Origin of the sequence: Paraclostridium sp. MRS3W1 (genome assembly GCF_032465715.1) — a bacterium.
GTDB classification, from domain to species: Bacteria; Bacillota; Clostridia; order Peptostreptococcales; family Peptostreptococcaceae; genus Paraclostridium; species Paraclostridium dentum.
The window spans coordinates 25,916-41,354 of record NZ_JAWDJM010000110.1 but is presented as its reverse complement, the minus strand read 5'-3'; the positions used below and the strand labels follow the sequence as shown (position 1 = coordinate 41,354).

Genomic DNA, 15,439 nt, shown 5'->3' with positions numbered 1-15,439 from the left:
ATTTAAATTAGAATAGGTAATTTAAATAAATTTTTTAATAGTATAAGAGTTTTTACTAGTTTTTTTATTTTATATAACTTACTATTAAATTTAGATAAAGTATTTAGGGGGAAGTAAAATGGAAATAAGTAAAAACAACAACAGTTATAAGGTAACGAGTATTTTATTGATAATATATTTGTTTATACTAACCTTTTTAATAGTATTTAAAATGGGTGTAGCAGTTTCTGGGGAAAGAAGTATTAACTTAGTCCCTTATGGAAGTTCTGTAATATCAAATGGCAAGCTTTATACCAAAGAGTTAATAGAGAACGTAATTGCATTTATACCTTTAGGTTGTTATATATGTATGTTAAAGTGGGATTGGAGTTTTGCAAAAAAAAAATACTTACTATATTTGGAGTAAGTTTGTTATTTGAAGTAACACAATTTATATTTGGATTAGGAGCATCTGATATAACAGATTTAATTAATAATACGCTAGGTGGAGCTATAGGTATTTTAATTTACTTTATACTTATTAAAATATTTAAATCAGATTTAAAACTGAATAAATTTATTAATATATGCGCATCTTTAGCAACTATATGTCTTACATTACGGTTAACGATTTTGATTATAAGCAACTAATCCTTAAAAACTTGTTTTAATAGTAAAAATGCCTTTAGAATCCATTTATTTGGATTATAAAGGCATTAGATTTATGTAAAAAAGACATCTTAATAAATTAAGATGCCTATGACTTATAATATTTAATTAAAACCCAAGGAAAGCCTAATACAATAATTAATAAATATATTCCATCAATATAGATTATGCTTGAAATTAACCCTATTAATATATAACTAACACTAAGGGTATTAATGATTTTTATATCATTTTTTTTAGGATCTTTTACAAGTTTTAATATATTATTCTTAAATATAAAGATTATAACACCATATAAAGCATATGATAAATTACTATAATATAGCAAAGTATATACCTGCATCTTTCATATATTTTGAAGCACTTAAGTTTAAATTTAATTTATTAGGAACCATATAAAATCTACCCACTTTTCGATTTTATTGAAAGTAAATTGAAAAAGTTTAAAGAAAATAATATTAAAATTCTTATTATGTTTTTTAGATACCTGATTGAACTGCAATAACATATAGTATAGTAATTGCTATATATATGGCTATTATTATACTATAATGAACTACCATATTTATTTTTTTATTTATTACCCAGTATATTACTGATAAAAAGCAATATATCAAAAATAAACCTACTATCCTTTGAGGAATATTATAGGGGCTACTATATAGACTTGGTTCGTATAGATTTGGTTCAAAAAAATTTGAAGGTTCGGATATTATAAATATAAGTCCAATTCCTCCTATAATCCAATCTATTAGTTTCCATGTATGCTTACTCATTTCTAAATTTCCTCCATTCAAACTTAAATCTCAAATTCTGAAATTTTCAAAGACCAGTTTAAATTATATAAAAGTTCAAATGAAAATTGTTGAAATTGGATTGAGATAGGTTTATTTGGGGGTGAAATATAAAAAATATTACACTAAAACTTACTTAAAGAGAAGTAGTAGAAATGCCCTTAAAATCCATTTATTTGGATTTTAAGAGCTTTAACTTTGTTCTAATCCTTAAAGTGAAATTTTAGGATTGCCTATACTTTAATTACAAATTTATACTTAATTAGAAATAATTATACTTTAGTTGTATGATTGATATAATTTAGATAAATTTACTTATAGGAGATTTTAAAATGGTTAAAACTAAGGAAGAAATGAAACAAGAACTTAATGATGCTAAGATTTATTTAAAAGAAGGTATTGAAAGAATAAATGAAGATCAAAGGATAAAAAAGAAGAAAGAATAAATAATATAGAAAAAATGCACAAACAAAAAAAGTAAATTATTGTAATCGAAGTGTATGGGATACAATGAGTGAAAAAACGCTAAAGAGATTTAACATATTTTTTAAATTTGATGGAATATTTTGCCTTACAACCGGTATATTAGTAGGAGATAAATTAGGTATTATAATGGGGTAATTGGTTTATTTTTTGCATTACTTGATGTTAGAAGATTTACTAGCTCATATAAAAACAAGAAAAAATCTAAAAATAATAAAAAAATATATCTAGTAAAAATACCATTAGAATCCAAATAAATAAATTCTAATGGTATTAACTTTATGTAAAATACATAACTAGTCTCTAAAGTAAAACTTTGAGACTAATTTAATTATTACTAAAGTTTATTGGCTATTTTACAATATATAAATTAGAATTTAGTGCCTTCGTCTTTAAGATGTATATCACAGTTGCTTCTTCAATGTATATAGTCTTATATCATCGGGAAATCCATTGATTTCTCCGCAGATAACATACCCATGCTTTTGATAAAAAAGTGGAGCTTGAAAGGAATACGTAGTCAGATGGGCGAGCTGACAGCCAGATTCTTTTGACCTATGTTCTATTTCTTCCAACAAACGCGAGGCTATATTTTGTCCCCTGTAAGTTTCTTGCACCCAAAGGGCCTCTATTTCCAAGGATGAAAGATAGGTAGAACCAGAGATACCTCCAATAATAACGCCTTTTTCGTTGCGAGCTACATTTACAAACTCCACATTTGGAACTTGTAATTTACCGTTTGTTTGCTTCATATTGTACTTAAGCAAACCGTTTAATCGAACTGAATTTAAAAACTCCTGCTCATCACAGCAGTTGGAAATGGTAATAAACATTTTCTTCATCCTCTCGATTAATTAAAATAATTTTATACAATTGTTAATTTAATTATAGCAGAATTCATAGTTTCATAAGCTCCCATTAAAACAGATGCTTTCTTGGACATTCCTAAGAAATACTATTCTCTAAAAATACATTTAAAGATAACTTTATCATTGTTGCAGCTTTTTCCACTTTCGTATTTTTGTCCTAAATGACTTGAAAGGTGCAACAGTATTTATATGAATCCACTTCCATATTGGCCAATTTGAAGGTGTTGATGATGACCACTTTCTTCCTCCTTGTTGAAACAATTCGGTATCTGTATATGTATTTATTAATTGTATAATTTTATTTTCTGTTTCTACAAACATATCACATAATTCTGCTAGAGTATATGCATCATATTTTTTATAGAAACTTTCATATAAACCACCAAGATTATTCCATTTATAGCCTGGGGTTGGGGTTATAACAGCAATCCCCTGCTGCTCTTTACTTTCCCAATCAAGAATAAGATTCATCCATCCTAATTGATAAGCAATCATTTGAGCTGGGGTTTTATCTACTCCATCAATTAATTTATCTTTATCTTTTTCATTAATACTATTAAATTCTCCTATGAATAATTTTGAACGATTTGAAATTTCTAAAATTAACTCTTCTCTATTTTTATATTCTACCAATTTACAATTCCCCTTTTAAAATTCAAATTTACCTATATTATATAGTAATTACTAATTTAATCTCAATTTGTTTCATCTGTATTTTCAGTAAAATACAATGTATAGCCCTCGCAGGAAATGACCAATGTATTCTCCTTTGTTTTATCTTCATATTTAGTAATGCTTTTACTCAAAATACCTTTTTTATTATTATCAAATATTACTTCGTAAATATCTTGAGAAGAATCCATTTTTGTACAGTTTCCAATCCATTTATTATCGCTACTTTTATCTGTAATAATTACAGAAGAACCTTGTAAAATGCAGATAATATCCTTGACAATAGCATTTGGAAAAGCATCTTTACTTTTATTTGAACAATAAATAACTTCTCCATTATTATCTTGAATAGATCTCATATTCCAAGTTGTTTTTTGATTATCCTTACTACATCCACTTATACAAATACAAAACATACATAGTAAAATAGCTGTAATTATCTTTTTCATTAATTTTGACCCCTTCGTAAAATAATTATTGATTTTAACTTAAACTTTTTAAAGAATACCTAGTTTATATATACTTAGAGTTTAACAAAATAACCACTAAAATAGATATTTTTGTGGTTATTTTGTTGTATGAATATCAAATATGGTATCGTGAGCATTTTTAGCTGTAAGTTCTGCTATAATTAAATAAACAATTATTTAGGAGGGATTCAAATAGAGTATACATTCCTTGTGATTTCAGCAATTATAATACCATTAACTCTTTTTATATATAGTTTAACATCATATAAAAATAAAATTATTATTTACACTATAAACAACGGGAATATGAAGGTTATAAAGGATTCTTATTATAGTTTGCAATTACTGTTTTACATAATTACTTGTATTTTACTAGTTTTTCAGAGCGTAATGACTATTAATAGTATAATTATTTTTACATGTTATTATATAGCTACATTTTGCTTGATGAATTATTTATTAAGATTTATATCTGTTAAAATGAAATATTTAAGTATCAATTAGTATTAGGTGTTTTCAAACTAAAGATGGAGGGATTACCCTACATCTTTTGAGCAACTGACAAAGTCGTTGGAGACATGAAAGCATTGAAAATTTGTAAATTTAATTGTATTATTAGGACTTAAATAAAGTTTTATATTTTTAACAAAATACTAATAAAAAGAGCTCTATAATCTATTTTTAGATATGGAACTCTTTTTTTGTTTTAATTAGATTAGTAAGATAAATAACAATAAGGGTAGCATCACGAAAATGTGGACTTATAACGTTAAGGTAATTTTACAAGCATATGGTTATACCCCGTATAAAGTCTAGTACAGTAGGATAAATAAGTAAGTTCAAATTATTAATTGAATAATACTTTGTAAGCTAGAAATTGGCAAAGGTATTAGAATGTATTATAAATCTAGCTTAGTAAAAAACTTATTCCAATAAAACTGAATTTAATCTATCAAAATCTAAAATCTTAATTATAGAAGTATCAGAAATAGTGATAATTGAATCACTACATAATGAATCTAGTTCGCGATATAGAGATGCTCTAGATATATTTAAATTATCCGACCAAACTTTCTTTGAAAAAGGTAATTTTACAAAATCATTATTCTTGCAAACATTAAAATCTCGTATAAGAGAATGTGCAATTTTTTGTCTTACTGAAGTGAAGGATAAAGATTCTACTTTTGAATTTAAATAATATGCCTTACTAGATATTAAATATAAAAAGTTGTTTAGAACTATATTATCAAGTGTAATAAGTTTAAATAATTCTTCTCTAGTAAATAAAATAACTTTACACTCAGTTTTAGCTATAACATTGCAAGGGTATTCGTTTGCATTTGAAAATACTGCAACTTCTCCAAAAATCTCACCAGATAATTTATTAAATAAAACTATAAGCTTTCCGCAAGGTAAAATTTTTTCGACTGTTAATTCACCAGATAAAACTAAACCAATAGAATTAGTCAAGGTAAATACATCAAAAACTGTCTCGTTTTTTTTTAACTTAATGATTTTATAATTTATAGAATTAATTAAGTTTTCTAGTTCTTCATTAGATTTATTTTCAAAAAGGGATGATTTTTTTAAATCTTTTATTAAATTTCTCATAAAACCTCCATAAGTGTCTCATGTGAGACTGATTTATTACTGACATTATACTATAATCAATATCAATGGTAAACGATAATTAATTTCAATAAGAGGTGAAATATGAATAAATTAGGGATAGATATAGGATATTCGACATTTAAATATATTTATACAAATAGCGAAGATGAAGTAATTGAAAAAGGATATAACTTTCACAAAGGAAATATAGAAAAATACTACAATGAATTAATAAATAAAATTAAATCAGATACTAATGAAGAATTAATATTGGGTATAACAGGAAGTTTAGCATCTAGGATTGATATAAGTAAAAATTATTATATTAATAATAGTATTGCATTGGTAGAAGGATCTATTTATAAAAATAAAGATATTAAATCTATTATAGAATTGGGTGCACAGGAAACAAAGTTTATAACTAATATTGATAGTACTAATAATTCTAATATTAAATTTTTTATGAATAGTAGCTGTGCATCAGGGACAGGTTCTTTTTTAGAGGAACAAGCATCTAGATTATCTGTAGATATAAAAAATATATCATCATATATAGAAAAGGCTACTAAAATACCTCGAATAGCAGGAAGGTGTAGTGTATTTTCAAAAACAGATATGATTCATCACCAGCAAGATGGAACTAAGATAGAAGATATATTATTAGGGTTGTGCTATGCCCTTGTTAGAAACTATAAGGCAAATGTTATCCAAAAAAATAGTGTAACAACTCCTGTAATTTTAACAGGGGGAGTTATAAATAATATTGGTGTTTTAAGGGCTTTAAAAGAAGTTTTGAGCATTGAAGACAAAGATATTATAATAGATGAAAATTTTGAATATATATCATGTTTTGGGGCATGTAAAGCTGCTACTAAAAAGAATTTAACTATAAAATATGATACGTTATCTAAAAGTAAAAAAATAAAATGCATGAATAAATCCAAATCTATATATAAGAAATTAGATAAATTTGGACAAAAAGATAGTTTAAACAAGCATAAATGTACAGGCAAAGATTCTAAAGAAGGATACTTAGGTATTGATATAGGATCGACTAGTACAAATCTCGTTGTAGTAAATGATGAAAATGAAGTAATTGATTATATATACACAAAAACTATGGGTAAACCTAAAGAAGTTGTGGAAAGTTCTATAGAAATATTAAAAGAAAGGTTAGGAGCGAATTTTAAAATTAAAGGAATAGGAACAACAGGTTCTGCAAGAGAGTATATAGCAAAATTAGTAAATGCAGATGTAGTGGTCAATGAAATTACAGCTCAAGCAAAAGGTTCAGTAATAGCAAATGACAATATAGATACAATATTTGAAATAGGTGGTCAGGACTCTAAGTATATAAGTATAGATAATGCAGTTATAAAAGATTTTGAGATGAATAAAATTTGTGCAGCAGGAACGGGAGCTTTTATAGAAGAGCAAATAAAAAAGCTTGGAATAGAATTATCCGATTTTGGAGATTTAGCATTACAAGGAGATGACCCAAGTAATTTAGGTGATAGGTGTACAGTATTTATTGAAGGCAATATAGGCAAGGCAATAGCTGAAGGTGAAAGTGTAGAAAATATATCTGCAGGGCTTGCTTATTCTATAGTAAAAAATTACTTAAATAGAGTAGTTGGTAATAAAAAGATAGGTGAAACAATATTTTTACAAGGTGGGATAGCTTACAACCAAGCTGTTGTTAATGCTTTTAGAAGTATATTGAACAAAGAAATAATAGTTCCAAACTTTTTTAGTGTAACAGGAGCATTAGGAGTAGCTGTTTTAACGAAAGAAGAGAGTAAAAGAAAAATAGTAGAATTAAAAAAAGATAATACTAATGATTATTTAGAAAAGGAAGATAAAAAACAGTTTTTAGATGGATATGATAAAAATTTAGATCCTAATAAAAAAACGGTTGGAATACCAAGGGTACTATTTATAAATAAGATGTTTCCTTTATTTAATGCTATATTTAGAAATCTAGGATACAATGTTATTCTCTCAGATATAAGTAATGAAGAGATAATAAGATTAAGTCAAGAACATTCATTTGAAGAAACATGCTTACCTGTAAAATTAATAAATGGGCATGTAGCGTCATTATTAGAAAAAAATGTTGACTATATTTTCTTACCTCATTTACACACTATGAAACATGCAGGTTCTACTGTTAGAGAAGACTATTCCTGCGTTTATATGCAAACTTCACCAAAGATAATAGACAATGTCTTTAATTTAAAAGAAAGAAATGTTGAATTAATATGTCCAACTATATCTTTTAATTTTGGCAAGGAATATATGATTAAAACCTTATTATCTATAGGGGCGCAATTAGGTAAAAATAAACTTGAAACTACTAAGGCAGTAATGCTTGGAATGAAGAAATTTATTGATTATGAAAAACACTTAGAAAATTTAGGGTCAGAAGTATTAAAAAATATTGATGAAGATGAAAAAGTATTTGTAATTCTAAGTAGAGTATATAATATAGTGGATCCAATTTTAAATATGGGAATAGAGAAAAAGTTAAAACAGCTTGGATATAAAGTACTTTATTTATCTCATCTTGAAGCAGGAGAAATAAAAATAAAGAAAGAGTACGAAAATATGTACTGGCCTTTTGGTCAACATACTTTAACAGGTGTAGAAATAATAAAAGCCAATAAAAATTTATATCCTATATATATTACAAATCATGGATGTGGGCCCGATACTATACTTAGTCATTATTTTAAAAAAGAAATAGGAGATAAGCCATATCTTCATATAGAGGTAGATGAGCATTCATCTAAAGTTGGGGTTATAACTAGGGTAGAGGCTTTTGTTCACTCTTTAAATAATAATGTTTCTAGAAATGAAAACAAAGAAGAAATTATCATAGAAAATAAAGTTAATAATGAAGTATTAATCCCTAATGTGTATCCATATAGTAATATATTTAAAGTTTTCTTAGAAAAACAAGGCAAAAATGTAACTATATTAGATGAAGTAAATGAAAAATCTATTGAATATGGCAAACAATTTTCAATGAGCAAAGAGTATTTTTCTCTTACATCATTAATAGCAGAGGTAATTAATAAAGTAAAAGATAGTGATAAAGAATATACTCTATATTTACCAACTAATGAGGGTAGTGAGACTTTTGGACAATATGGAAAGCTTATAAGAGATAAAGCTTTAGAAATAGATAAAAATCTTAATCTAGATTCACCTTTTATAGAGGATTTACTAGGAGATAAATTATTTGGATTAGAATTCTTTAAAGCTATAATTATTGGAGATTTACTTACCCTACTTGATGATAATGAGAGTCAATTATACTTAAACAAATTAATAAATTATTTAGAAATAAATGATTTATCTAATGTGAATTTTGAGAATTTAGCTAAACAAATAAAATTAAATATTAAAAAAGATAACAATAAGAAAAAGTTATTAATTATAGGAGAGCCACTAGTTGTCTATAAAGACTACCTTACTAATAATAAATTAGAAAAATTAAAGGAAAATAATACAATTATAAAGCAACCTTTATCAGAAGTTTTATATGTATTATGGAAAGATTTTAGTACCAAAAAAAATAAAAGAAATAAGAAATATATAAATTTATTAAAAGAAGGTAAGTCATTATTTGAAATTATTAATTCAATATTAGAAAGTGAATCTCCATTTAATAAAGATATAGATTTTATGCTAGAAAAACTAGAAGACAAATTACCTCTGTATCAAGGTGGAGCAGGAAGATATAGACTAGGTAAATTACTTACTGTAAATAATGTTGATGGAGTGATTTTGGTAAGTTCTATGTATGAAAATACAGCTACAATCTTAAAAATAATTAGAGATAAATATAAGAGTTGTATAAATGTACCTATTCTAGATTTATATTTTGATAGTAATATGAATAAAAATAATGATGAATTAATAGAAACTTTTACAGCTTATTTATAAAAATATAGATAGTAAATATGTTTAATTAAATATTTTATTGGAGGATAAAAAATGAAAAAGAAATTTTTAACAATATGCTTATGCATACTTAGTTTGGTAGTAGTAGGTTGTAGTAGCAAATCAACGCCAGTTGAGAAGACTGAAACTAAAAAAACAAGCATAAATTTAGGAGTACCAAAGGCACCACCAACATTACCTATACTACAAATGATAGAAACGGGTGTAATGGGTGATAATGTAGAACTAAATTTAGATTATTGGAATTCTCCAGAACAATTGATAGCAATGACCCAAGATAATAAACATGATATGTTTGCACTTCCACTTACAGTAGGAGCTAAACTTCATAATAAAGGTATAGATATAAAGTTAACTAATGTAAACACTTGGGGAGTTGTATACTTTATAACTACAGATAAAAATATAAAAGAGTGGTCAGATTTAAAAGGTAAAACAATATATGTACCATTAAAGTCATCTCCAGCAGATATATTTGCTCAATACTTTTTAGAAAAAAATGGAGTAAAAGTAGGTAAAGATGTAGAGATAAAATATAGCACTCCAAGTGAGATAACACAACTTTTAAAAGCAGGAAAAATTGAACATGGAGTAAGCTTAGAACCGCAAGTAACTAATGCTTTAGCTGGAAATAAAAATGCAAGAATAGCTTTTAGCTATGATACAGAGTGGAAGAAATTAATGGGAGAAGAAAAAAACTTCCCTAATGCGGGAATAGGAGCTACAACTACATTTATAAAAGAAAATGAAGAGGTTATGAAAAAATTTGAAAAAGAATATGAAAAGGCATTAAATTATTTAATTGAAAATCCAGAGGTAGCTGGAGAATTAGGAGAAAAACATTTTGGATTGAATAAAGAAATAGTTATAAAATCTATGCCTAGATTAGGATTAATGTACAAAGATGGAAAAGATTCTAAAGAGAGTTTAGACAGTTTCTACAAACTATTATTTGAATTTGATCCAAGCACAATTGGAGGTAATGTTCCAGGTGAAGAATTCTATTATAGTACAAAATAAATATAGATTAATATCCATAATATTTATTTTGATATTATGGGAGTTTATGTCAAATATATATTCTCCAATAATTGTTCCTAGCATAAATGAAGTATTAAGAGCATTAGTTGATATATTTACGACAAAAGAAATTTTAGTAAATATATTTATAACAGCTAAGAGATTGATTATAGCTTTAGCTATATCAATTTCTCTTGGAAGTGCTTTAGGAATAATTATAGGTTGCAATAAAAAAATAGAACTATTGCTAACACCTATAATTGGATTTATGCAATCAGTACCTCCAATATCGTGGCTAGTTTTAGCAATAATTTGGTTTGGACTTGATGGTAAGGCGAGTATATTTATAGCAGTAATATCTACACTTCCATTAGTAATAATCAATTTAGTGGAAAGTATAAAAAATATAGATCATCAACTAGTAGAAATGGGAGAAATATATTGTTTTTCTAAGACTAAGATGTTAAAAAAAATAATAATACCTTCAATAATTCCTTATTTTCAAGGAGCTTTACAAGTAGTAATAGGTCTTGGATGGAAGATAATAGTTATGGGAGAGGTGTTAAGTTGTAATAATGGAATTGGTGGAGAACTTACGAACTCAAGAGTAAATATAGAAACAGAATATGTATTTGCTTGGACGATAATAATAGTAATATTATTTTATATAACTAATAATGTTATCTATTATATGTTTAATAAAAAGGTAAAAGGTGATAGATATGCTTTTAAAGATAGAAAATTTAACTAAGAGCTTTGATAAACTTAAAGTCATAGAAAATTTAAATTTAAATATCGAAAAAAATGAAATAGTGGCTATTATAGGGCCATCAGGATGTGGAAAATCCACACTTTTAAATATAATTTCAGGAATAGTAAAAAAGTACGAAGGACAAATTCATACATCAAAACCTACTATAGGATATGTATTTCAAGAAGATAGATTATTACCTTGGATGAATGTTCTTGAAAATGTAAAAATAGTAAATGATAATTCAAAAGAAGTACATGCTTTAAGAATAATAGAAGAAGTAGGATTAAAGAACTTTGAAAAGTCATATCCAGACACTTTAAGCGGTGGAATGAGACAAAGATGCGCAATAGCTAGAGGCTTTAACTATGATTGTGATTTACTATTAATGGATGAACCCTTTAAATCCTTAGATTATAACTTAAGAATAGAAATGCTAAATACTTTAATAAAATTATGGAATAAAAGTAAAAAATCAATTTTATTTATAACACATGAAATTGATGAAGCAATAACTGTTGCTAATAGGATTATAGTATTAAAAAAAAGACCAACTGGAGTTGCTAAGGAAATAATATTGGATAAAGAAAGTATTGGTAATAGAGATATAAATTCTGATGAATTTGTCAAATATAAAAAAGAGATAATATATTTAATAAATTAAATTTAATTATTATAAATAACAAACAGGATAAGGAGAAAATAAAATGCAAGAATTAATAAGAAATATAGAAAAATCAAAATCAATAGACTTCGATAGTTTAGTAAGTTGTAAAGAAGGACAAATAGAAACTGTAACTATGGCTCAGAAAAAGGGAGTAGGAATAACGGTACTAGCGTTTGGAAAAGGAGAAGGAGTGGGTCCTCATGCAGCTAAAGGAGATGCTTTAATATATATTCATCAAGGTGTTGCTAGTGTAAAAATAGGAGAAGAAACAATCGAAGCAAAAAAAGGACAATTAGTAGTGATGCCAGCTAATATACCACACCAAGTAACTGCAAAGGAAGACATGAAGATGCTTTTAGTCGTTGTTAAGGAGGATTAAACTATGAAGTTTTTAAGAAATATAAAACCCTTTGAAGCTATTTCCATGACTGATATTATAAGTCATACAGGAAATACAATAGCAAGTAAAGCATTAATAGATAATGATAATATAGAAATAAGATTTTTTTCTTTTGCTAGTGGAGAAGATATAGATAAAGAATATTATGAAATGGAAACGTTGTTTGTAATGATAGAAGGGAGTGTTAAGATTTTATACAATGAGGATGATGAAGTTGTAATAAATAAAGGTGATATAGTTGCATTAGAAGCTAATACAGATTATGGAGTAAAAGCTTTAACTAATGCTAAATTATTTAATGTATTGGTAAAAGTATAATATTAATAGAAATATTAAAATTATATATAGCTATTTATGGTGGGAAGATCCATTTAGTTATTAAGCAATACTCTCATAAAAGGCTAATTATTAAATACAAAAAAGGATACACATCTAATTATAGGTGCGTATCTTTTTTTGTATTTAATAATATGTATAAATTTTTATCTTCTTTATTAAGTCTATTAGAAATAGCATCAATTATTTTAGAATATTCTAAGTTAAATTCATTTATGTTGTTTAAAATTTTATTTTTAGTATTAAATTTCAATTTAAAATCATTGAATGTTTTAGATATGTGTCCCATTTCTGTAATGAAAATTTTTGCAATTTTTCTTACCTCTGGGTTATCAGAATTTAAAAGTAATGAATATAAATATTTATCCTCTGATTGTAAATGAATATTTATTTTTCCTGCTAATAAATTAATGTTTAATGCAATCTTGTCAGCATTAGACTCTATATTATACCTAAGATGTTTCATATCAGATAATAATTTATAAAGTTCTTTGTGTTGTCTTGTTAAATTTTGATGGATCATTTCTTTCTCCTTAAATTGTTTTATTAAATAAATAAAACAATGATTATATTTTGGTTAATCATTGTTTTTATTTTTAGTATTAATCAATACTTATAGCTGAAACTGGACAGCTTTCTTTAGCGTCTTGAGCTGAGTCTAACGTATCCGCAGTAATATCTTCAGTTATAGGAACAGATTTTCCTTCATCGTCTATACTAAATACATCTGGGCAAATACCTTCGCATGCGCCACATCCTATACAAGTATCTCTGTCTACAAAAGCTTTCATTTATCGTTTTCTCCTTAGTAAAAATCTTTTAATTTTATTTCAATAAATATAATTATGTATGGTTTATTGATATGTATATAATACATTTTCTCCCAGTTAATTTCTGTAACGAAGGTTACGTATATAACTATTTAACATATTTTGAAAATATATTTTAATGAAAAATAACTACATAAATATGTAGTTATTTTTCATTTTGAACTAATATTTATCTCTTAGTTATTAATTTATTAATGTTTACTAGGTTTAAATTTTTACTATTTATATCTAACATAGTAATTATTCCTAAGTTATTTATTTTATAGGTACTTCTAGACAAGATGCTAAATCTTTTTCTGGTGTACTTATAGGTTTTATATCAAATGTATCAACTAAATATTGAAGTACATTTGGGCTTAAAAATGCTGGTAATGTAGGTCCAAGATATATTCCTTTTATTCCTAATGATAAAAGTGCTAATAAATCAGCAACTGCTTTTTGTTCATACCATGATAATATTATAGAAAGTGGTAAGCTATTTACATTTGTATCAAAAGCATCTGCTAAAGCTAAAGCTATTCTTACAGCTGAATAAGCATCATTACATTGACCTACGTCTAAAAGTCTTGGAAGCCCAGCCACTTCTCCAAACTCTAGTTTATTAAATCTATATTTACCACAAGCTAGAGTAAGTATTATACAATCTTTTGGAACTTGTTCAGCAAATTTTGTATAATAATTTCTTCCAGATCTTGCACCATCACATCCTCCTATTAAGAAGAAATGTCTTAATTTACCAGACTTAACTGCATCTATTATAGCAGGAGCATTACTTAGTGTAGCATTGTGACCAAATCCAACTAAGATTTCTTTAGGTTCTTGGTCTTCTTTAAATCCTCCAAGTTCTAAAGATTTATCTATTATTTCACTGAAATCTTTTTCACCATTTTCAGTTTTTCCTATATATTTTACTCCATCCCATCCAACTACACTAGTTGTAAATATTCTGTCTTTGTATGAATCTCTAGGTTTCATAAGACAGTTTGTAGTCATTAGTATACATCCTGGAATATTATCAAATTCTTTTTGTTGATCTTGCCAAGCACCTCCAAAGTTTCCTGCTAAATGAGGATACTTATTAAGCTCTGGATATCCATGACAAGGAATCATTTCACCATGAGTGTATATATTTATTCCTTTTCCTTCCGTTTGTTTTAAAAGCATTTCTAAATCTTTTAAGTCATGTCCAGAAACTATTATAAATGGACCTTTTTTAATATGAATATTTACTTTATGTGGAGCTGGGTTTTTGTAAATAGTAGTGTTTGCCTCGTCTAGCTTTTGCATAACAGCAACACTCATGTCACCTGTTTTTAAAGTCCATGTTATTAAATCTTCTGTTGTTAATTTATCGTCACAAGTTGCAGCTAATGCTCTAAAATAAAACTCATCAACTTGATTGTTATAATATCCTAGTTCTCTAGCTTGATGACCATATGCAGCAATTCCTTTTAACCCATATATTATAGTTTGTCTTAAAGAACGTATATCTGGATCTAAGTTCTGATCATACATTATACCTGCACGTTTAGCATCTTCTAACATTTGATTTCTAGTAGCACTTAAATTATATGTAGCTTGCTCAAAACAACTTGCACAAGTTGATACTTTGCTTCTTAAGGCTTGTTTTATTTCTTGAGATTGATTTAACATTTTTTCATGAACATCACCATCAAAGTTAACATTTGTAAGTGTTGTAAATAAAGAATTTTCAACAAAGCTAACTATATCTTTATCTATATTTTCACCTTTTTTTATCAACTTATTAGCATAACAGCTTATTCCTTTGATTTGGTATATAAGCAAATCTTGAAGAGCTGCTATTTCTGGAGTTTTACCACAAACCCCTATCTTAGTACAACCTTTCCCACCTGCTGTTTGTTCACATTGATAACAAAACATTGGATAATCCATATAAA

16 protein-coding genes are annotated in these 15,439 nt (G+C 26.4%); 8 read left to right on the top strand and 8 right to left on the bottom strand.

Annotated elements, in window-relative coordinates; genetic code table 11:
• Positions 1–118 precede the first annotated feature (118 nt).
• Entirely contained in the window at positions 119–406 is a 288-nt protein-coding gene (locus RWY47_RS09045) for a hypothetical protein (RefSeq protein WP_316030299.1), read from the top strand.
• A complete protein-coding gene (locus RWY47_RS09040) occupies positions 346–630 on the top strand; it encodes a VanZ family protein (protein WP_316030298.1) in 285 nt (94 codons plus the stop codon). The genes RWY47_RS09045 and RWY47_RS09040 overlap by 61 nt, the downstream gene beginning before the upstream one ends.
• Positions 631–1,127: 497 nt before the next feature.
• On the opposite strand, the gene RWY47_RS09035 is transcribed toward RWY47_RS09040, so the two are convergent.
• From RWY47_RS09035 to RWY47_RS09015, 5 genes are all read right to left on the bottom strand, one after another.
• Positions 1,128–1,424 (bottom strand): hypothetical protein, encoded by a 297-nt coding sequence (locus RWY47_RS09035; RefSeq protein WP_224171006.1) that lies wholly within the window; start codon positions 1,422–1,424, stop codon positions 1,128–1,130.
• Positions 1,425–2,329: 905 nt separating this feature from the next.
• A complete protein-coding gene (locus tag RWY47_RS09030; RefSeq protein ID WP_224171005.1) occupies positions 2,330–2,767 on the bottom strand; it encodes a GNAT family N-acetyltransferase in 438 nt (145 codons plus the stop codon).
• A gap of 147 nt (positions 2,768–2,914) precedes the next feature.
• Entirely contained in the window at positions 2,915–3,427 is a 513-nt protein-coding gene (locus RWY47_RS09025) for a ClbS/DfsB family four-helix bundle protein (RefSeq protein ID WP_224171004.1), read from the bottom strand.
• Between the two features lie 62 nt (positions 3,428–3,489).
• Positions 3,490–3,915 (bottom strand): hypothetical protein, encoded by a 426-nt coding sequence (locus tag RWY47_RS09020; protein ID WP_224171003.1) that lies wholly within the window; start codon positions 3,913–3,915, stop codon positions 3,490–3,492.
• 945 nt (positions 3,916–4,860) lie between these two features.
• On the bottom strand, positions 4,861–5,547 hold the full coding sequence (locus tag RWY47_RS09015) for a Crp/Fnr family transcriptional regulator (RefSeq protein WP_224171002.1): 687 nt from the start codon (positions 5,545–5,547) through the stop codon (positions 4,861–4,863).
• A gap of 102 nt (positions 5,548–5,649) precedes the next feature.
• Here RWY47_RS09015 and RWY47_RS09010 point away from each other — a divergent pair, with 102 nt between their 5' ends.
• From RWY47_RS09010 to RWY47_RS08985, 6 genes are read left to right on the top strand one after another with little or no spacing between them, the layout of a single operon-like run.
• Entirely contained in the window at positions 5,650–9,498 is a 3,849-nt protein-coding gene (locus tag RWY47_RS09010; RefSeq protein WP_316030297.1) for an acyl-CoA dehydratase activase, read from the top strand.
• 51 nt (positions 9,499–9,549) lie between these two features.
• Entirely contained in the window at positions 9,550–10,536 is a 987-nt protein-coding gene (locus RWY47_RS09005) for an ABC transporter substrate-binding protein (protein ID WP_224170999.1), read from the top strand.
• The gene (locus RWY47_RS09000; RefSeq protein WP_224170998.1) at positions 10,508–11,287 is read left to right on the top strand and encodes an ABC transporter permease; all 780 of its coding nucleotides are present in this window, start codon (positions 10,508–10,510) and stop codon (positions 11,285–11,287) included. The genes RWY47_RS09005 and RWY47_RS09000 overlap by 29 nt, the downstream gene beginning before the upstream one ends.
• Positions 11,259–11,951, top strand: coding sequence for an ABC transporter ATP-binding protein (locus tag RWY47_RS08995; protein WP_316030296.1), 693 nt, complete (start codon positions 11,259–11,261; stop codon positions 11,949–11,951). Before RWY47_RS09000 ends, RWY47_RS08995 begins: the two co-directional genes overlap by 29 nt.
• A gap of 43 nt (positions 11,952–11,994) precedes the next feature.
• Positions 11,995–12,333, top strand: a complete 339-nt coding sequence (locus RWY47_RS08990; protein WP_224170996.1) for a cupin domain-containing protein — start codon at positions 11,995–11,997, stop codon at positions 12,331–12,333.
• A 3-nt stretch (positions 12,334–12,336) separates the two neighbouring features.
• Positions 12,337–12,672 (top strand): cupin, encoded by a 336-nt coding sequence (locus RWY47_RS08985; RefSeq protein ID WP_224170995.1) that lies wholly within the window; start codon positions 12,337–12,339, stop codon positions 12,670–12,672.
• Between the two features lie 118 nt (positions 12,673–12,790).
• Here the strand turns inward: RWY47_RS08985 and RWY47_RS08980 are convergent, their stop codons facing one another.
• The 3 genes from RWY47_RS08980 to hcp all read right to left on the bottom strand — a co-directional run bounded on the left by RWY47_RS08980 (position 12,791) and on the right by hcp (position 15,434).
• On the bottom strand, positions 12,791–13,213 hold the full coding sequence (locus tag RWY47_RS08980; RefSeq protein ID WP_224170994.1) for a hemerythrin domain-containing protein: 423 nt from the start codon (positions 13,211–13,213) through the stop codon (positions 12,791–12,793).
• Between the two features lie 79 nt (positions 13,214–13,292).
• Positions 13,293–13,481 (bottom strand): ferredoxin, encoded by a 189-nt coding sequence (locus tag RWY47_RS08975; RefSeq protein ID WP_224170993.1) that lies wholly within the window; start codon positions 13,479–13,481, stop codon positions 13,293–13,295.
• A gap of 294 nt (positions 13,482–13,775) precedes the next feature.
• Positions 13,776–15,434 carry a hydroxylamine reductase gene (hcp, locus tag RWY47_RS08970; RefSeq protein WP_224170992.1) on the bottom strand — a complete coding sequence of 553 codons (1,659 nt, stop codon included), beginning with the start codon at positions 15,432–15,434 and terminating at the stop codon, positions 13,776–13,778.
• Positions 15,435–15,439 lie beyond the last annotated feature (5 nt).

Coding starts and splice junctions, on each gene's coding strand:
- RWY47_RS08975 (WP_224170993.1), bottom strand. CDS start 13,481: ATGAAAGCTTTTGTAGACAGAGATACTTGTATAGGATGTGGCGCATGC.
- RWY47_RS09045 (WP_316030299.1), top strand. CDS start 119: ATGGAAATAAGTAAAAACAACAACAGTTATAAGGTAACGAGTATTTTA.
- RWY47_RS08995 (WP_316030296.1), top strand. CDS start 11,259: ATGCTTTTAAAGATAGAAAATTTAACTAAGAGCTTTGATAAACTTAAA.
- RWY47_RS09030 (WP_224171005.1), bottom strand. CDS start 2,767: ATGAAGAAAATGTTTATTACCATTTCCAACTGCTGTGATGAGCAGGAG.
- RWY47_RS09010 (WP_316030297.1), top strand. CDS start 5,650: ATGAATAAATTAGGGATAGATATAGGATATTCGACATTTAAATATATT.
- hcp (WP_224170992.1), bottom strand. CDS start 15,434: ATGGATTATCCAATGTTTTGTTATCAATGTGAACAAACAGCAGGTGGG.
- RWY47_RS08985 (WP_224170995.1), top strand. CDS start 12,337: ATGAAGTTTTTAAGAAATATAAAACCCTTTGAAGCTATTTCCATGACT.
- RWY47_RS09005 (WP_224170999.1), top strand. CDS start 9,550: ATGAAAAAGAAATTTTTAACAATATGCTTATGCATACTTAGTTTGGTA.
- RWY47_RS08990 (WP_224170996.1), top strand. CDS start 11,995: ATGCAAGAATTAATAAGAAATATAGAAAAATCAAAATCAATAGACTTC.
- RWY47_RS09015 (WP_224171002.1), bottom strand. CDS start 5,547: ATGAGAAATTTAATAAAAGATTTAAAAAAATCATCCCTTTTTGAAAAT.
- RWY47_RS09020 (WP_224171003.1), bottom strand. CDS start 3,915: ATGAAAAAGATAATTACAGCTATTTTACTATGTATGTTTTGTATTTGT.
- RWY47_RS08980 (WP_224170994.1), bottom strand. CDS start 13,213: ATGATCCATCAAAATTTAACAAGACAACACAAAGAACTTTATAAATTA.
- RWY47_RS09040 (WP_316030298.1), top strand. CDS start 346: ATGTATGTTAAAGTGGGATTGGAGTTTTGCAAAAAAAAAATACTTACT.
- RWY47_RS09035 (WP_224171006.1), bottom strand. CDS start 1,424: ATGAGTAAGCATACATGGAAACTAATAGATTGGATTATAGGAGGAATT.